Source organism: Halomonas llamarensis (assembly GCF_023555005.1).
GTDB classification, from domain to species: Bacteria; Pseudomonadota; Gammaproteobacteria; order Pseudomonadales; family Halomonadaceae; genus Vreelandella; species Vreelandella llamarensis.
Map to the genome: position 1 here is coordinate 1 of NZ_JAMJPJ010000009.1, position 17141 is coordinate 17141.

The window sequence follows — 17141 nt, forward strand, 5'->3', positions numbered from 1 at the left end:
TATCGCCTGCTGGAACGCTTTTCTTCCTACTTGGGTCTGGACTTCAATCGCATAAAATCCCGGCCCGACTTTGAGGAGGTGTGTCACTACGGCGCTATTACGTCATGCAACTGTTCAAACTATTGATAGGAAAGTCAATGCTTTTGCATGATCACCGTGTCGGCGCTTGGAAACTCCACCGAAAATCCTTCGTTCCGCGCCCACCAGCAAAACGTCGACTCACTGAAAAACGCTACATGGGTCGGGTCTTGAATATAATGCCAATGAGCAAAGGCCGCGCGGTCTTTCACGCGTTTGGTCATAAGCCCTAAGTAGCCACCAGGGCGCAGACAGGCAACCAGTTGAGCCAACACCTCACCGGGGGCAGATAAATGCTCCACCACCTCAGTGGCGGTAATAAAATCGTAGCTATTTTCTAACACCGAAGTCTCTGGCGCATAGAAAGGGTCATAAATCGCCATCGGATGGCCCGCTTCTTCGCACATCACGGAAAGCGTTGGCCCTGGGCCTGAGCCAAAATCTAACCCTTCAGCACCGGGCGCCAGCTTTTCATTGAGCGGGGTGAACAAGCGACTCAGAAAGCGACGATAACCCGCATCATAAGGAGAGTTTTCGTGACGGTCGTATTCCGCTTTCTCTTCAGCGGCGGATAAGTGCCACGGCTTGGGCACAAAAACCAGCGCGCACGTGGCACACTGATGGTACTCACGGCGCTGATCGCGGTGATAAAGCTCGCTTCTTGGGTCAAGGCATAGCGGACAGCGCCACATCATCGTATTCTCTCGACAAATCTCATACGTTAAGGATTGTGGCATGCTCTCAGGTCTGGACCATCTTGTCGTTACTGTGACCGATATGGCGCGCGCGGTGGACTTTTATTCGCGTGTGTTGGGGCTTGATGTACGCTACCGCGACGCCCAGCGGGTCGACTTGATGCTCGGTGATACCGCCCTGCGGCTGCATCAAACCGATACCGACATTGCCCCCGTTTCCGCCACACCAACGCCTGGCAGCTTAGATTTATGCCTGCGCTGCCAGCTGCCCCTCACCGAGTTCAAACAGCACCTTGACGCGTTGGGCATCGAGATTGAGCTTGGCCCGGTCGCGCGCCAAGGCGCCAACGGCCCTATTGAGTCGGTTTACCTACGCGACCCGGATGGCAACCTGCTGGAAGTCTCCCGACCAGCCCGCTAATGCCCCGCTGCGCTAATGCTAAGTACCGCACGGCGCGTTATCATAGTGCGCAATACGCCATTGATCAGCACGTTACTAGGGACGACATCGTATGCGCGAAGGTGAAGAGAATACAACGCCCGCTGAGGGTGACATCATTAGCAAAACGGGCCAAGGGCCGGACACCACTATGGCCTTGGTGGTGTATGCGCTTTTCCTTGCCAGTTTTGTGGTCGGTTTTACCTCGCTAATTGGGGTGGTCATTGCTTACGTTTATCGCGGCAAGGGCCCTCACTGGCTAGACGAGCATTTCCGCTACCAAATCCGCACGTTCTGGATTGGCCTTCTCTACGCCACGCTCTTTTCCCTGCTCACCTTTGTGCTGATCGGCTTCCCGCTGTTATTAGCCCTCGCGGTGTGGCTGATTGTACGCTGCGTTAAAGGCTTCAAGGGTCTGCAGGAGAAACGCGTGCCAAGCAATGTGGACACTTGGCTGCTCTGACTTATGGCCCCAACACCTAGTGACGCGCAAAAAAGCGACCCTCCGCTCTTTTCTCGTGCCGGGGCCATTGCTTGGCTATGGCGGCGGCTCTCCCGCTGGCCACTAACGCGGCTGTGGTGGCTGGCGAGTCGGCTGGGCCCGCTGGTACATCGCTTCAGCCAACGCGAACGCTCGGTGACGGACATCAACCTCAATGCCGTTTATCCGGATCTTAACGCTTGCGAGCGTCAACACCTTTCACGCGATAGCTTACGGCACTCCACCGCTACCATGCTAGAGCTGGGTCATGCCTGGATGGCACCGCCTGAGCGCGTTGAGGCCAGCATTATTCACGTTCACGGCCGCGACAAACTTGATGACGCCCGCGCAGAGGGCCGTGGCGTGATTGTGCTCGCGCCTCACTTTGGCAACTGGGAAGTGCTCAACTTCTGGCTATCGAGCCATTTTCCGTTTACAGCGATGTACGAGCCGCCCAAAATTGCCGCACTTGACTCGGACATTCGCCAAGGCCGCGAGCGCATGGGGGCAACGTTAGTGCCCACCAACCCTCGCGGTGTTGCGGCTCTGTTAAAAGCGCTCAAACGCTCTGAAGCGATTGGGATTCTACCCGATCAAGAACCGAGCTGGGGAAGCGGCGTGTTTGCGCCGTTTTTCCATCGCGATGCCTACACCGGCACCCTCCTGCCCAAACTGGTCGCTCGCACCCAGGCGCGCGTGGTGACAGGCGTTGCCAAGCGCGTGCCGGGCCAAGGCTTTGAGATTCACTTTCTCAATGCCGACGAGCGTGTATATAGCAATGAGGACACCACCTCTGCCACCGGCGTCAACGCCTGCGTGGAAGCGGCAATTAGCCTTGACCCTGCGCAATACCAGTGGGAGTACAAGCGCTACCGTAAAGTCGTGGAAGAGCAGCAGAAGCTATCCAATTATCGCGATTTTCGCCTCTATTAAGGCGATTCTAAGCCGCGTTTTCCCTCTTACACCTCACCTGAGAGTTCACTATGTCAAATACCGATGTATCAAATACCGATAGGCCTGATAGCGATGTAACGCGCGATGAAACCCGCATGCCGCAGGTTCTCTATGCGTTGTATCTAGCGGGGCTAATCACGGCCAACTTAACCACCTTAATCGGCGTTGTCTTTGCCTACGTTTACCGCAAAGAAGCCGCTCCCTGGCTAAAGGAACACTATCGCTACCTGATCCGCACCTTTTGGATCGGACTGCTTTACTTCTGTATTGTGTTCACTTTAAGCGTATTAACGGTGGTGGGGTCACTGCTCGGGCTGCTGCTGGCCGTTTGGCTCGTTGTGCGCTGCGTGACTGGCTGGCTCACCCTGCGCAAAGGTGAGCCGCCCGCTCGCCCTGGCAGCTGGCTATGGTAGTGCCGCTACTCCCGCTTAGAATGCCGGGCTGAATCATGGAGAGCTCTCTTGCGTTTGGGCAGCAAAATCGGCGTGTAGCCAGCGGCGTAATTGTTGCATGCCCGCAATGTTTTCCGCTGAATCCACCGATGGCGGCTGTGTCCCGCGCACGAACCCACGCGCGATGAAGGGCGTTAAAAGCGCGAGGTCGGCGCTGATGACATGCACCGGCACGGCGTTGCTGGCGTTTTCGCCAGTAATCAAGGGCGCGGCCTGATGGTCGCCCAAAATGATCAGTAGCGTTTGTTCATTCACCACGCGCTCGGCAAAGCGCCCGGCCACCTTGACCGCGTAGTCGACCGACCAGGCGTAGTGGTCGCAGATGCGTTCCAGGTCTTGCCATAGCACATCGGGCGGATCGCCCGCGTTTTGCCAAGGAGCAAAAATGGTGCCGTCGCCAATCAACGACCAGTCATCCAGCACGGGGAGGATCGGCGTCCAGGGAGCGTGGCTTGAAATCAGCGCGATCTGCGCAAATAAGGGTCCATCATTCAGCAAATGGCGCGCGGTATAATCGAGCGTGTATTGGTCCGGCATCGTGACCCAGTGCAACGGCGGCCCGGCGTAGGGCAGATCATCCGCCGCGTAGATCGCATCAAAACCATAGGCACGCCCCTCCGGCCAGGCGCGGGTAATCGCGGGCATCACACTCAGCGTGCGATGCCCAGTGGCGTTGAAGTCATCCACCAGGGTGCCGTGATCGCTCTCCAACAGCAGGCGATACCACATCTGGTTTTCCACTTTCCGCCCGCTAAGCGCCGTGGCATGAGCGAGCCACGACTGACCACCACGGATAGGCGACGCCAGAAGCCCCGACACCACATGAATACCCCGCGCTTCAAGCCGCGTCTGCATTTCTGCCAGTGTAGGACGCAGCACATCGCGATAGCGCGGGCTCTCGATTGCCGCCATACCATAAGACTCGACAAAGGTGAGCAGCACATTGCGCCCCGCAAGGCCCGGGAGCGGCTTAACTGTCAGCGGCGATTGCGCCAACGTATGGGCGAAATCCTGACGAGCAGCATGAGTCTGCGTCACCTGCTCCCATTGAAACATCGCCGTGTTGATCATCGGTACTCGCGCAAACGGCACAAGACGCTGCCCGTTGAGCTCTAACGTAATGAGCAAAGCACTCAGCACCGCAACCCCCAACGCCACTTTGCCTCGGAGTTCGCGCAGCGAATAAGGGCGCGACGGCAAAAGCAGACGCACAGCCGCCACAAATACCCCGACAAGCAGCCCAATCGCCACGCCCATGAGGCTGAACGCAGCCAGTTGACCTACATTACCTTCAAGCAGGTGAAATACCGAGCGCACAAGCGGCAGGTCGAGATAGAGGTTGAACGATCGACCAAAGGCCGCGTAGGTCGCGCCGTCACCGATGTTAGCCACGCTTATCAGCGCCAGCCACAACAGCCAAAGGCTGACAAGCCAGCGGCGCCAAATACCTTGTGGCAACAACAGCAAAAGCGGCACAACAAGCCAAGGCTCCCAGGCAATCAGCCGGGCGCCGATGTCGTTAAACCGCCACCAAAGCGGCGCTACCAGCAGCACGTTAAGCGCCGCTGCGGTTATAAAAAGTCGCAGCATGGTGTTTTTAACGCTGACGAAACGCAAGCGGGCATGAATAAAACTCCTATTAGGCACTAAAAACAGCACTGAAACACACGTCTATCGTGTACTGTAATAAATACGCGTACAAGTATTGTTTAATTTTCTATTTTTTTACTTCAAGGAGCGCGACGTGCTGAAACGCTTACTGACATTAGGATGGCTGATATTCAGCACTACCGCGATGGCCGAGCCCAGCGACGCCGAACTGAGCAAATGGCAGGGTACGCTCCGTCAGCACGCTCAGACACTGGCTGAAGCATCCTACTCCCCGCCAAACCACGCGCTTCCCCAGGCGCTGAAATCACTCGACTACGACACGTACCGGCAGATTCGTTTTGATCCGGCGCGCGCCTATTGGGGCGATGATAGCCGCTTCTCTTTGCAGCTGTTTCATAGCGGTTTTCTGTTTCCCCACCCGGTCATGCTGCACCTCGTCGAGGGTGAAAAAACCACGTCGCTTACCTTCGATTCCGACGATTTCATCTACGAAGGCCAGGCGGAAGAACTTCAGACGTCCGATCTACAAGGCACGGGGCACGCAGGCTTTCGCCTTCATTACCCGCTCAACACGTCAGGCTACCGAGACGAATTCGCGGTATTTCTGGGCGCGAGTTACTTTCGCCTGATAGGGCGCGATCAGGTGTACGGCCTTTCCACCCGCGGGTTAGCCATCGACACCGCCTTATCGAGCAACGAGGATACGGACGGTGAAGAGTTCCCGGCGTTTCGCGAATTTTGGCTATTCACGCCTGAGGCAAATGACACCGCCGTGCACGTGATGGCGCTGCTGGATAGCCCCTCGCTCAGCGGCGCATACCATTTCCGCCTTGAGCCGGGTCACCAAACCCAGGTTGACGTAGACGCTACGCTTTATGCGCGCGATGACGTGACAAAACTCGGCATCGCCCCGCTCACCAGCATGTTTGCCTACGGCGATATGAGCCGCAATCGCCCGGACGATGTGCGCCCCCGCGTGCACGATTCCGACGGGCTGTTGCTGGAAACCGGCCGCGGCGAATGGATCTGGCGGCCGCTAAATAACCCTCGCCGGGTCAGAGTATCGGCGTTTCTGGACACAGACCCGCAGGGGTTTGGGCTCATGCAGCGCGAGCACGAGTTTTCCCGCTACCTAGACGAAGAAGCGCAGTACCACCGTCGCCCTAGCCAATGGGTCACGCCGCAGGGCGATTGGGGCAAAGGGCATGTAGAGCTTGTCGAGCTGCCCTCTCCGGATGAAACCCACGATAACATCGTCGCGTACTGGGTCAGTGAGACGCCGCTGCGAGCGGGTGAATCCTTAAGCCTTCGCTACCAAACCCAAACACGCCAGCAAGCACCGACTGACCCCTTGCTTGCCCAGGTCATCCGCACCCGACAAGGCAGCGCGGCAGTGCCCGGCGAGGCCGACTCTCAAAGTGCCGATCAGCGCCAATGGGTGGTCGATTTTGCCGGCGGCGAGTTAGCGCGGTTATCCGCCGACCAGCCGGTAGCGCTGCGACTCGATGCGCCCGACGATGCCGTTACGCTGCCACAGGTGAAAGCCTTGCCCGATAACACCTGGCGTGCCACCTTTCGCGTTAAGCCCACGGCGTCACCGTTGGATGTGCGCCTGGCGCTTACGCTGCACGGGGAAACGCTCAGCGAAACCTGGAACTACGTGATTGACCCGCTTCCCAAGCATGGAGACGAGGATGCCTAACGCCCCAGCCTCCCCTTTCATACCGGGGCTGCGCCTGCGCCGTTGGGGGCTTACTGTGCTGGTGCTGACCACCAGCATTGCAGGGTGCACGGCCATGCTGCGCGTCACGGGTGGATTGCCTTGGGGCTTGCAGGCCGTGTTGCTTACCCTGTTTGCCCTGACCTTTACCTGGATTGCGCTCGCCTTCTGGAGTGCGCTATGCGGTTTTCTTGTCTGCTTGTTGCAACGAGACCCGCTAACGCTGGCTCGCCATCAAGACGCACCCGAAACGCCCGACCTACAGGATGCCAGCCGCACGGCCTTGATCATGCCGATTTTTCAGGAGCCGCCCGAGGCCACATTCGCGGGGCTAGAAGCCAGCTGCCGCTCTCTCTTAGCACAGCCTGGCCATACCGCTTCGTTCATCAACGCGCATTTTGAGGTTTTTATATTAAGCGATACGCAAGACCCGCAAACCGCTGCCAGCGAAGCGGCCCACGTGGCCGCCCTTCAGCGTCGCCTGAAAGGACAGCTACGCCTACATTATCGTCGCCGGGCGAATAATCACGGCCGCAAGGCGGCCAATATCGCTGATTTTTGCCGTCGTTGGGGGCGTCGTTACGATTTCTTTATTGTGCTCGACGCCGACAGCATCATGGGTGGCACCACGCTTTTACGCTTAGTCCGAAAAATGCAGCAGCAACCCGATGTCGGGCTTATTCAGAGCGTGCCGATACCCGTGGGGCAAATCACCCTGTTCGGGCGTTTGGTTCAGTTTGCCGCCGCCCTTTACAGCCCGATGCTCGCCGCCGGGCAGAGTTTTTGGCAGGGCGATACCGCCAACTATTGGGGCCACAACGCCATCGTGCGTACTCGTGCCTTTATGGCGAGCAGCGGCCTACCTACGCTACCGGGAAAGCCGCCGCTGGGGGGCGAGCTATTGAGCCACGACTTTGTCGAGGCGGCATTACTGCGCCGCCACGGTTGGAAGGTGCTGCTGGATACGACGCTGCCCTCAAGGAGAGCCCAAAGCTTTGAAGCCATGCCGAGCAACTTACTCGACTTCGCCAAGCGTGACCGGCGCTGGCTGCAGGGCAACCTGCAGCATCTGCGGCTACTCACCGGCGCCGGGCTTCACCCGTTGAGTCGCTGGCACTTCTTTTTCGGCGCCTTTGCCTACCTCTCATCCCCGGTATGGCTCGCCCTGCTCTTATGGACTAGTGGGCTAATCGGTTATACAACATTAACCAACACGCAAACGCTATATACCACACCGCTTGCATGGGGGCTGCTGGGCACCACGCTTTTGCTGCTGATTGCCCCCAAGCTCATGGGGCTAACGCTTGCTCTTCACCAAACTCCCAAGAATTTTGGCGGCCGCCTGAAGCTAACGGCGAGTACGTTACTGGAAATCAGCTTTGCCGCGTTGCTCGCCCCACTGATGATGGCGTGGCACAGCGTATTTATCATCAATATCTTATGCGGGCGGGCTATCGAGTGGCATACCCAACCCAGAAGTGAACGCTCGTTAACGTGGCAGGAGGCGTGGCTGCGCACACGCGGATTTACCTTGGCTGGGGGCGCTTGGGTTATCGCGTTAGGGTGGCTCTCGCCAGCGGCACTAGGTTGGCTGGCGCCCGTTTGGCTCGGCCTTGTAGCCTCTACCTTGCTGGTCAAGCTGACCAGCAGTATCCGCATCGGCGAGCGCCTTGCGCGATGGCAGCTACTCGACACCCCTGATCAACGCGAGGTGGCGCTACTCAGCGACTACGCGCGGCGCTTAAAAGCCGCACGTGCCTGCCCGCCACCACCTGCATGCACCCCCACGCCACCGCCACCGGAACAGCCCGGCGATATGCCCATCCAGTCATTTTCCTGCTTCACACCGGCTCGCCGTCGTGTGCTAGCTTCAGCGCTTAAGGAGCCTTATTAATGCGCGATACCACCAGGCGAGAAGCCGTCAAAGCGCGCTGGTTAAGCGCTTTTGGCATTGCGCGCTCGCTTCTGATCTACTGGCGCCCAGGCCGTCAGCGCGGGCTTAAAAACCTGTATCGACCTTTTTTATTGCCCGGCACGCTGGCCTTTGATGTCGGCGCCCACTTAGGTGATCGCAGCGCGGCATTCCACTCCCTTGGCGCCCGCGTGGTAGCACTGGAGCCGCAACCGCTGTTAACGCGCTGGTGTCGCCGCATAGTGGGTAACGATGTCATACTGCTCCCTTTGGCGGCAGGAGCAACCCCCGGCCACGCTGAACTCGCCATCAGCCCAGCCAACTTAACCGTTTCCACACTCGCCGATCAGTGGCGCGAGCAGATTGGTCGCCATAACGCGGGGTTTGCTCACCTCCACTGGGCCGAGCGTGAGCGTGTGAACGTTACAACGCTTGATGCGCTGATTGCCGAATATGGCGAACCTGCGTTTATTAAAATCGACGTGGAAGGGTTTGAAGCCGACGTTTTAGCCGGGCTTAGCCAACCGGTCGCCGCCCTATCCGTTGAATTTGTTAGCGGCGCGTTGGAGGTCAGCCACGCCTGCGTCAAGCGTTTAAGCGCGCTCGGTGACTACCGTTACAATATTGTCGCTGGCGAACAGCGCACGTTTCGCTGGTCAGGCTGGAAAAGTGACGCCGAGGTACACGCGTGGCTTGCGGCGGGCGCAGATAGGCTGGCGTCCGGCGATATTTACGCCTGTCGTGCCGATCACACCTTACTGAATTAACCCGTTTCACCGTTAAGGCTCTATATGCACCTTGATTGGCAGCACCTAACCGCCCCTGAACTAAACGCCATAGCCAACCGCGATCCGGTGGCGGTATTGGTTCTCGGCGCTACCGAACAGCACGGCGCGCATCTGCCGCTAAGCACGGATACCACCATTGGCCTCGGCCTACAGCAGGCCATGTGTGACGCGCTATCGGATGACGTGATGGCGCTATGCCTGCCCCCCATGACGATTGGCTCAAGCGACGAGCACGCAAGTTTCCCCGGCACCTTGAGCTTGCCAGCCAGGCTTGCCATCGAAATCCTAGAGGCCTACGGCGACAGCATCGCCCGAGCGGGCATCCAGCGGCTGGTGCTGATCAACAGCCACGGCGGCAACAAAGCGGTGATGGACCTTGCGGCGCTAACGCTGCGCCGTCGCCATGACATGCGCGTGGTCAAAGCCACGTATACGCGTTTGCCGCCCTTGGAAGCCGCGCTCGATGCTGAGGAACTTCGCCGTGGTTTGCACGGCGGCGCGCTGGAAACCGCGATGATGCTTTACTTGGCACCGGAGCAGGTCAACATGCAGAAGGCAACGAACGCCCTATCTCCAGCCCGGTATCCCAGCGCGCTAGTAGGCCCTGAAGGAGCGGCGCCGTTTGCCTGGCTGGCGGAGGATTTATCGCCCACGGGCATTGCGGGTAACGCCACTCAGGCCACGGCAGCGCTTGGCGAGCGCTTAGTGCATCATTACGGGCGCCTGCTCGCTCAAGTGGTGGAAGAAACCGCACAGTTACCGCCATTAGCCTGATGACATACGTGGTTTAGCCATTGGGCTGCGCGTCATTGAGCACGTCGCGCAGGGCGTCGTGAAGGTAGTGGCCCGAGCGATTCGCCTTGGCGGTGAGATAACGCTGGTTATGATCGGTCACGCTGCCGTAAAGCGCTTGCCGAGAGACCACCTCGATACCGCCGTCGCGTAGTGCCGCCATTTTCAGCGGGTTATTGGTCAAAAGCTGCACCTGGGTAATCCCCAGCGCATTCAGCATATCCACCGCGACGCCGTAGCGGCGCTCATCGTCGCCAAACCCAAGCACCTGATCGGCATCGACCGTATCTAGCCCAGCATCTTGCAGGGTATAAGCCCGAAGCTTGTTCGCAAGCCCAATGCCGCGGCCTTCTTGCGCCAGATAGAGCAGCACCCCGCCGCCCATGGCGCTGATTTCCGCCACGGCATTGCGCAGCTGCTCGCCGCAGTCGCAACGCAGGCTACCAAACAGATCCCCGGTCAAGCAGGCGGAATGCAGGCGAATCGGCACCGGCACCTCGGCGTTTTCCACGGCCCCAATTACCACTGCCACGTGCTCGCGCAGGCCATCGGGCTCACGGAACAGCACAAACCGCGACGCTTGGGCATTCTCCAGCGGAATATCCGCTTCGCTAACGCGCTTGAGCATCCCCGCCGCCCCGTGAAGCGCTGTCAAGGCGTCACCGGCGTCCAAGCGTAAAAGCTCACCCTGCGAAATCTTAGCCTCGATAGTGCCTTGCTGCGCCTCATCCACGTCGGCACACAAAGCCGCAGGCAACAGCAGTGCGCGACGCATCAACGCCAGTGCGCTGCGCTCGCCCGGCCCCGCCGGGGAAAGCCCAATTAAGCGCTGTTTCTCCCCGTGCGGTTTTGCCACCGCTAAGTCATGCAGGGTTACTGTGCTCATTTCGGTGGCCAACGGTAGCCTTGCCGCCTCGGCGCTGATCGAGTGCCCCATCGCGGCTAAGCGGTGACGCGTTAATACCAGTGTCGGGCGCGAGCCTGACAGTGCAGCCAACCCTTCCACCGAATCACTGCCTTCCAAGGCTTGCACCAGCAGCGGGCGCGAACCGGTGTGGATCACCACCGGTAGCCCACGGCGAATATCGAAAATGGCACGTTCAACGTGGTACATAGAAGCTTCCTCGCTTTTTATTCAGGCTCGCCTTGATTCAAAAAAACTGGTGCTTGCACGGCCGCTGACGCCCGCGCATGATAAATCCCTCTTGCACCGCACGGAGGCGCCATGTCTGATAACACCACCATGTCCGACAATAATGCGACGCCCGACACCACCGACCTTCTCGACGGCTTGACCCCGTTGGTGTCGCGCCAAGAGTGGGTGATCGCTCAGCTGGGGCAAAGCCTTGACGGGCGCATCGCCACCGAAAGCGGCCATTCGCACTACATCAACGGCCACGAGAGTTTGGTGCATCTGCACCGGTTGCGCGCGCTGTGCGATGCGGTGATTATCGGCGCGGGCACGGCCAGCGCCGATAACCCGCAGCTGACCGTACGCCATGCCAGCGGCGCGAATCCTGTGCGTGTCATTCTCGATCCGCGTGGCCGCGTGCCGCCGACACTGACGCTCTTTCAAGACGACGCGGCCCCCACGCTGCATTTGCTCGGGCCTGAGGTATCGCTGCCCGCCCCGGCCCCGCATGTTCGGCGGCAACCATTGCCACTGATGGCTAACGGGCAGTTCTCACCTGCGGCGGTCATCGCCCACCTGAAGACGCGGGGTTACGCGCGCATATTGGTCGAAGGCGGGGGGATAACCGTCTCGCAGTTCATCGAAGCCGGTGTGGTTGAGCGATTGCACCTGCTCGTCGCGCCACTGCTGATTGGATCGGGCCGCCCCGGCCTTGCCATGACGCCAATCGACACCCTGGCCACGGCCCTGCGCCCGCGTGCGCGGCGTTTCAGCTGTGGGGATGACACCCTGTTTGACCTCTGTCTGAACGGGCCCGATACAGCCTGACCCGGCAGGCGTAGCACGGCGGCGGCGCGAAAGTGCGACCCAAAGCCCGGGCAATGTCGCGACCAAGACGATCACCCCGTACGCCAGCGACACCGCCACGCCCTGGCTGGGCGCTAACCCCACCCACGCCCAGACGCTGGCGGCGGCACCTTCGCGAAGCCCCCAGCCCGCCACGGAGAGCGGAATCAGCATGGAGAGTAACAGCGGCGGTGCCAGCGCCAACAGCACACTGGCCGGTAAATCGACCCCGATCGCTCGCGCCGCGCACAGCATCACTAAAGCGTAGCTGAAGACAATCAGCATCGACGACGCCAGCTGCCAGGCCCACACCCCGCCATGCCAGAGCCCACGGTGAATATCCGCCCACAAAGCGCTCACCCAGCCCTGCAGGTGTACCCGCTCCGGCATGACCACCGCGATTAACCCAACGCCAAGCGCAACGCTAACCGCGCCTGCCGCCAGCCAAAAGTAACCACTTTTTCCCAGCACCGCGTGCCACAAAGGTGAACTGACCAGCGCCAGCGCCGTTAATAGCCCCACGGCCAGCTGCCCCGAAGCGCGCTCGATAATCACCGCCCGCCAGGCGTTACCGCGCTTTGATGTCTGCTGCGCGTGGCGTAACGCACGCCCGGCATCCCCCAGCACGCCACCGGGCAACACCTGATTGATGAACAGTGACAGGTAATACTCCGCCACCGCGTAACAGTAGCGCAGCGGCACGCCGACCAATCCCGCCGTTAGGCGCCAGCGCCAAGCACACAGCAGCACCTGCAAGACGCTAATCGCCAATCCAAGCACAAGCCAGGGCAGCGAAAACGCCTGCACCTCACGGATAATCGCGCGCGGGTCAAGCAAAAGCGCCACGGCCAACAACACGCCGACGCTAATCGCAAGCCGCTTCACGGCTGTGCACTTAGCCATGCGCAGGCCTCGCCCACATATCCCGGTGATCGACAAACGCACCTAGATCACCAGCCTCCACCTGCGCCAAACGCTGGGCGCGCCAGGCGTTAATCCGCTCACGTGCCTCTGGGGCCTGTTCTATTGCCGCTTGGGCCCAGCCGTCGATTAGCGGGTGAAGCAGTGCGGTGTGTTCGGCTTGGCCCGCTTTTAGCCGCCAAGGCGATGCGGCTTCTTCCACATAAAAGCCAGCGGCGTTGAGGCGCTTGACCAGCTCACAATGCGCCCGGCCGCCGAGTGCCGCCCCGAAGCCTTTATCGCGCTGCTGATGGGCGTTGAACAACGCATGAATATACGCGTCGTCTGGGTCTTTAAGTGGCGCGTCGCGGGCATCGGTGAGATGCCATTCACCGGTGATACTTAACGCGATCAACAGCGCCTGGCGATACTCAGCGCAGCGCGCTACCAAAACATCGAGCCACTCGGCGGAAACAAGATCCAGAAGCGCCGAGGCACTGATCACATCCGCCTGAACCGGCCAGCGTGAAGAAAGCTCGGTAAGCGAGCAAGTCAGCGTTTTCACTGTAACCGATTGACTATCACCGTCGCGTAATACGGCGCAACGCTTGCGTGCCTGTTGCAGTAGCACCGGGTCATGGTCGATTAACTGCCAGTGCTGTGGGCCGTGCCAGAACGGAGCGAGAAAACACACGTTACTGCCCCGGCCGCAGCCGAGATCCACTATCTCAAGCGGCTTCCTGCGTGCCGACGGCCGATCTGTCATTAACCACGTAGCCGCCAGGTCGACCAAATGCTGGCTGCGAGCTTTGGCGTCCACCGGCTCACGCAGCGCGAGCCAATCGGCAGCAAAATATCCGTCTGACGTGGAAGATTCGAGAATTCGGCCGAACTGCTCACCCGCTGCTTGCCAATCGTTTAGCTTCTCGCGTGCCTGCTTAGCCCCTTGGCGAAGGCGCTCGCGCAGCAAAGGTTCGGTGATAAAGCGCGTCAGTGCAGCGGTTAACGCGTCGCTATCCCCAGGTGGCACTTTCAGTCCAGCCGCATCGGGCAAGGTGTCATTTAGCGCGCCGCCTGTTGTGGTGATGACCGGTAAGCCATGCGACAACGCTTCGGTCACCACCATGCCATAGCCCTCGTACCAAGACGGCAGCACCAACACATCGGCACGCTGGTAAGCGGCTTCAAGCTCGGCACTATCGCATTCGCCGTGCAAGCGTAGCGAGTCGGTAAGCCCATGCTCATCGATTAGTGTCGCCACGCGATTGGCAAACTCGGGGGCACGTTCGTTACTGCCGTAGCAGTGGCACTGCCAATTAAGCTGCGACAGCGGCCCAAGCGCTTTGGCCAAGATATCCTGGCCTTTACGCGGTGTGACGGTGGCAACGCAAAGTAGGTTCAAGCGCCCGTCGCGCGTGGGCTCGCTTAGCGGCGCAGGCGTCACGCCGGGTTCCACGACATTGATGGGGGCCAGCCTAACCCCTACCTCGGCAGCCAGTATCTCCAGGCGGCGCCGAGTAAAGTGGCTGGTCACGATAAGGCGCGCCACCGCCGCCAGCGCCGTCATTTCGCTGTGGTGGAACTGCGCTTGTTTGGCCGCTGTTAGCCCCTGCTCATCGCCCAGCGGGTGATGCACCAACGCAGTGATATCGAGCCGCGCGTGGTGGCGTATTATCACCTCGGGCAGCGCGCCCATGGCGAGGCCATCGATAACCACCTGGCGGCCGTCGGGCTGGGCCGTTAAGGCAACGTCTAAGGATTTTTCTGCGACGCTATCCGCGTCAGGAAAACGGCCCTCAAGCCCGACAACATCTACCTGCCAGCCAGCCTCGCGCAGCGCGTAGGTGATATGGGCATCGTAAAGATAACCGCCGGTGCGCTGAGCCGGGTCGCCCGCGACAACCAAGGTCAAGCGCTGGTTCACAGGGCGCCCTCGTAGCTTGCCCAAGCGATGTGCGACTCGTGGAGCTTGACTTCCACTCGCTCAATACCCTTTGCCGTTTCGCCTAACTCGCCTTGCTGGATTGCCCCAGCAATACGGTCAAAAATCACCTTGGCCATGAACTCGGTCGTGGTGTTGTGCCCTTTAAGCGACTCGACTTCGTCTAAGTTGCGGTAGTTGTAGTCGGCCAACATCGCTTTGAGGGATTCACTCGCCAGGCCGATATCAATTACCAAGCCGTCGCTATCGAGCTCGGGGCGCTGAAAAACAACGTCCACCACGTACGTTGCGCCGTGCATTTGCTGCGCGGGGCCAAACACCTCGCCGTTGAAACTGTGGGCAATCATCAGGTGATCACGAACGCAAAGACGGTACATAAAAGCTCCTTTTTTCAATCAGTGACATATTTCTCAATCACACATTTGGTTTAATACCGTATCCGGTGGCAGAGCTCGCCGCTGTCTGGGGCAAAAATATCGGCCGCCACCTGGGGCAAATCGGCAAAAGCGGATTCACCGCTAATCAGCGCATCCAAGGCCGGGTCGCTAAGCAAGCGCAGCGCTAACGTAAGACGCCGCTCAAAATCCCAACGCGGCTGTTGGTGCGTGGGTAACCGGCCGACTTGGCTAGCGCGCAGGGTCAGCCGCTGCGAATGAAACGCCCCACCGAGCGACACCGGAACGTTGCCTTCGCCATACCAGCTCATTTCGATGATACGACCTTCCATTCCGGCAAGCGAAAACGCTGTATTCAGCCCTTCGCTGTGGCCGCTGGCATGAATCACAAGGTCTTGCGCCGCCTGGGCGTTGTCGGGCAAAGCAAATGAAACGTTTAACGCTTCGGCCACTGTTTGACGCTGTGGGTTGGTATCCACCAGCTGCACGTCGGTGCCGATGACGCGCTGGCAAAGATACGCCACCAGGGCTCCCACCACCCCCGCACCGATAACACTGATACGCTCACCGGGAAGCGGCCTTGCATCCCATACGCCGTTCAATGCGGTTTCCATATTGGCCGCAAGAATGGCGCGCTCAACCGGGGTGCCCTCAGGCAATACATGCACCGCGCTGGCAGGAACGACGTAGCGATCCTGATGCGGATAGAGGCAAAATACCATTTTACCTCTCAGTGCCGCGGGGCCGGCGACCACCTCACCGACGCTGCTATAACCATATTTAACCGGCGCGGGAAAATCGCCCTCCTGAAATGGGGCGCGCATACGTTCATGTTCAGAGCTAGGCACGCGCCCATGAAAGACCAACGATTCGGACCCGCGACTAATCCCGCTGTAATACGCCTTCACTTCCACTGGGGCTTCGATATCCGATAATTGCAGCGGCGTTTGGCGCAGTTCTCCTTTACCGGGAGCGCTTAGCCAGAAAGCCGTGGCACCTTGATTTGCCATGCATCATCCTTTCTTCGTCAGCGTGTTTGGGTATTATTCCAACGTAAGCGACTTTACTCGACAACGCCACCTTCTTCTACAAGAATGGTACATGGAAATAACTTTGCAACAGCCAACCCTATTGACTCTTGGGAGCGTCGCGATGTTCTTGTATCGCAATGACCCGTCCACTTTAGCGCTGTCTAAGCGGTTGTATACGGCGGTGGAAGTGGTGCTCGTCGGCCTGGTGCTGGTGTTGGCAGGCCATGGGTTCCCCCGCCTGATACAAGGCACTGGCGAATGGGCGGTGGCGCTTCTGGTCTATGGCTTGATTGGGGTGCTTATCGTGCGCTTCTGGCCGCACGGCGCCTTAGGGTGGGCCAACCGCGTCACGCTGGTGCGCAGTGCGCTGATAGCGCTTATCGCCGGTGGACTTATCGCCAACGTTTCCGTCGTTGGCCAATGGCAGTGGTTAGGCATCGCTGCCGCTGCCCTGCTGCTCGATGGTGTCGATGGCTTTGTCGCGCGGAGCACCCACTGCGAATCCGACTTCGGCGCACGCTTTGATATGGAGCTGGATGCCCTACTGATTCTGCTACTTTGCCTGGCGTTGATCACAACCGCCGAGCTTGCCCCCTGGGTATTGTTGATCGGGGCGATGCGCTACGGCTTTGTGTTGGCCAGCAACATTTATCCGTGGCTAAAAGCGCCGCTTTTTCCCAGCTGGCGACGCAAAGCGGTATGCGTCTGGCAGGTAGCCGCCTTACTGCTGGCACTAACCCCGCTCACCCCAAGCGACGTATCCGCGTTATTCGCCCTAAGCGCGCTCATCACGCTGGTTTACTCCTTCGGTGTGGACATGTGGTGGCTCTATCGTCGACACCCCGTTTAGACCGAACAGCCACGTGTTAACGAAGCCTTAGCTACTTCCGCGCAGACAAAGCCCACGTGGTATATCAATTCCCGCTGCGGCACCCACCATGTCGATTTGCACTCATCAGGTTCGCTAACAGCC

16 protein-coding genes and 1 pseudogene are annotated in these 17141 nt (G+C 59.4%); 10 read left to right on the plus strand and 7 right to left on the minus strand.

Features of this window, described 5'->3' with window-relative positions; translation table 11 throughout:
• Positions 1-134 precede the first annotated feature (134 nt).
• Positions 135-773, minus strand: coding sequence for a class I SAM-dependent methyltransferase (locus tag M8006_RS07515; protein ID WP_250080841.1), 639 nt, complete (start codon positions 771-773; stop codon positions 135-137).
• Between the two features lie 40 nt (positions 774-813).
• On the opposite strand from M8006_RS07515, the gene M8006_RS07520 reads away from it, so the two are divergent.
• The 4 genes from M8006_RS07520 (at position 814) to M8006_RS07535 (ending at position 3060) form a co-directional block, all read left to right on the plus strand.
• Positions 814-1194, plus strand: coding sequence for a VOC family protein (locus M8006_RS07520; protein WP_250080842.1), 381 nt, complete (start codon positions 814-816; stop codon positions 1192-1194).
• 91 nt (positions 1195-1285) lie between these two features.
• Positions 1286-1675: a DUF4870 family protein gene (locus M8006_RS07525; RefSeq protein WP_250080843.1), complete on the plus strand. Its 390-nt coding sequence runs from the start codon at positions 1286-1288 to the stop codon at positions 1673-1675.
• 3 nt (positions 1676-1678) lie between these two features.
• Positions 1679-2626: a lysophospholipid acyltransferase family protein gene (locus M8006_RS07530; RefSeq protein ID WP_250080844.1), complete on the plus strand. Its 948-nt coding sequence runs from the start codon at positions 1679-1681 to the stop codon at positions 2624-2626.
• Positions 2627-2676: 50 nt separating this feature from the next.
• Positions 2677-3060: a DUF4870 family protein gene (locus M8006_RS07535; protein ID WP_250080845.1), complete on the plus strand. Its 384-nt coding sequence runs from the start codon at positions 2677-2679 to the stop codon at positions 3058-3060.
• 33 nt (positions 3061-3093) lie between these two features.
• Here M8006_RS07535 and M8006_RS07540 read toward each other — a convergent pair whose 3' ends face one another.
• Positions 3094-4689, minus strand: a complete 1596-nt coding sequence (locus M8006_RS07540; protein WP_250080846.1) for an alkaline phosphatase family protein — start codon at positions 4687-4689, stop codon at positions 3094-3096.
• Positions 4690-4843: 154 nt separating this feature from the next.
• Here M8006_RS07540 and M8006_RS07545 point away from each other — a divergent pair, with 154 nt between their 5' ends.
• From M8006_RS07545 to M8006_RS07560, 4 genes are read left to right on the plus strand one after another with little or no spacing between them, the layout of a single operon-like run.
• Positions 4844-6412: an OpgD/OpgG family glucan biosynthesis protein gene (locus tag M8006_RS07545; protein ID WP_347709749.1), complete on the plus strand. Its 1569-nt coding sequence runs from the start codon at positions 4844-4846 to the stop codon at positions 6410-6412.
• Positions 6405-8324: a glucans biosynthesis glucosyltransferase MdoH gene (mdoH, locus tag M8006_RS07550; protein WP_250080847.1), complete on the plus strand. Its 1920-nt coding sequence runs from the start codon at positions 6405-6407 to the stop codon at positions 8322-8324. Before M8006_RS07545 ends, mdoH begins: the two co-directional genes overlap by 8 nt.
• Complete coding sequence (locus M8006_RS07555) at positions 8324-9109, plus strand: FkbM family methyltransferase (protein WP_250080848.1); 786 nt, start codon at positions 8324-8326, stop codon at positions 9107-9109. Before mdoH ends, M8006_RS07555 begins: the two co-directional genes overlap by 1 nt.
• Positions 9110-9133: 24 nt before the next feature.
• Entirely contained in the window at positions 9134-9904 is a 771-nt protein-coding gene (locus M8006_RS07560) for a creatininase family protein (RefSeq protein WP_250080849.1), read from the plus strand.
• Positions 9905-9917: 13 nt separating this feature from the next.
• On the opposite strand, the gene M8006_RS07565 is transcribed toward M8006_RS07560, so the two are convergent.
• A complete protein-coding gene (locus M8006_RS07565; protein ID WP_250080850.1) occupies positions 9918-11036 on the minus strand; it encodes a GTP cyclohydrolase II in 1119 nt (372 codons plus the stop codon).
• 111 nt (positions 11037-11147) lie between these two features.
• Here M8006_RS07565 and M8006_RS07570 point away from each other — a divergent pair, with 111 nt between their 5' ends.
• A complete protein-coding gene (locus tag M8006_RS07570) occupies positions 11148-11882 on the plus strand; it encodes a RibD family protein (protein ID WP_250080851.1) in 735 nt (244 codons plus the stop codon).
• Positions 11883-11987: 105 nt separating this feature from the next.
• On the opposite strand, the pseudogene M8006_RS07575 reads toward M8006_RS07570, so the two are convergent.
• The 4 genes and pseudogenes from M8006_RS07575 to M8006_RS07590 form a co-directional block, all read right to left on the minus strand.
• Positions 11988-12803: pseudogene (locus tag M8006_RS07575) on the minus strand (lysylphosphatidylglycerol synthase transmembrane domain-containing protein); the annotation flags it as partial.
• Positions 12796-14724, minus strand: a complete 1929-nt coding sequence (locus M8006_RS07580) for a glycosyltransferase (RefSeq protein ID WP_250080852.1) — start codon at positions 14722-14724, stop codon at positions 12796-12798. The pseudogene M8006_RS07575 and the gene M8006_RS07580, both read right to left, overlap by 8 nt.
• Complete coding sequence (locus M8006_RS07585) at positions 14721-15119, minus strand: 6-pyruvoyl trahydropterin synthase family protein (RefSeq protein ID WP_250080853.1); 399 nt, start codon at positions 15117-15119, stop codon at positions 14721-14723. The genes M8006_RS07580 and M8006_RS07585 overlap by 4 nt, the downstream gene beginning before the upstream one ends.
• Positions 15120-15169: 50 nt before the next feature.
• Positions 15170-16147 carry a zinc-dependent alcohol dehydrogenase gene (locus tag M8006_RS07590; RefSeq protein WP_250080854.1) on the minus strand — a complete coding sequence of 326 codons (978 nt, stop codon included), beginning with the start codon at positions 16145-16147 and terminating at the stop codon, positions 15170-15172.
• A gap of 103 nt (positions 16148-16250) precedes the next feature.
• Between M8006_RS07590 and M8006_RS07595 the strand changes: the two genes are divergently transcribed.
• Positions 16251-17018 carry a CDP-alcohol phosphatidyltransferase family protein gene (locus tag M8006_RS07595; RefSeq protein ID WP_347709750.1) on the plus strand — a complete coding sequence of 256 codons (768 nt, stop codon included), beginning with the start codon at positions 16251-16253 and terminating at the stop codon, positions 17016-17018.
• Positions 17019-17141 lie beyond the last annotated feature (123 nt).

Coding starts and splice junctions, on each gene's coding strand:
- M8006_RS07515 (WP_250080841.1), bottom strand. CDS start 773: ATGATGTGGCGCTGTCCGCTATGCCTTGACCCAAGAAGCGAGCTTTAT.
- M8006_RS07520 (WP_250080842.1), top strand. CDS start 814: ATGCTCTCAGGTCTGGACCATCTTGTCGTTACTGTGACCGATATGGCG.
- M8006_RS07525 (WP_250080843.1), top strand. CDS start 1,286: ATGCGCGAAGGTGAAGAGAATACAACGCCCGCTGAGGGTGACATCATT.
- M8006_RS07530 (WP_250080844.1), top strand. CDS start 1,679: ATGGCCCCAACACCTAGTGACGCGCAAAAAAGCGACCCTCCGCTCTTT.
- M8006_RS07535 (WP_250080845.1), top strand. CDS start 2,677: ATGTCAAATACCGATGTATCAAATACCGATAGGCCTGATAGCGATGTA.
- M8006_RS07540 (WP_250080846.1), bottom strand. CDS start 4,689: ATGCTGCGACTTTTTATAACCGCAGCGGCGCTTAACGTGCTGCTGGTA.
- mdoH (WP_250080847.1), top strand. CDS start 6,405: ATGCCTAACGCCCCAGCCTCCCCTTTCATACCGGGGCTGCGCCTGCGC.
- M8006_RS07555 (WP_250080848.1), top strand. CDS start 8,324: ATGCGCGATACCACCAGGCGAGAAGCCGTCAAAGCGCGCTGGTTAAGC.
- M8006_RS07560 (WP_250080849.1), top strand. CDS start 9,134: ATGCACCTTGATTGGCAGCACCTAACCGCCCCTGAACTAAACGCCATA.
- M8006_RS07565 (WP_250080850.1), bottom strand. CDS start 11,036: ATGTACCACGTTGAACGTGCCATTTTCGATATTCGCCGTGGGCTACCG.
- M8006_RS07570 (WP_250080851.1), top strand. CDS start 11,148: ATGTCTGATAACACCACCATGTCCGACAATAATGCGACGCCCGACACC.
- M8006_RS07585 (WP_250080853.1), bottom strand. CDS start 15,119: ATGTACCGTCTTTGCGTTCGTGATCACCTGATGATTGCCCACAGTTTC.
- M8006_RS07590 (WP_250080854.1), bottom strand. CDS start 16,147: ATGGCAAATCAAGGTGCCACGGCTTTCTGGCTAAGCGCTCCCGGTAAA.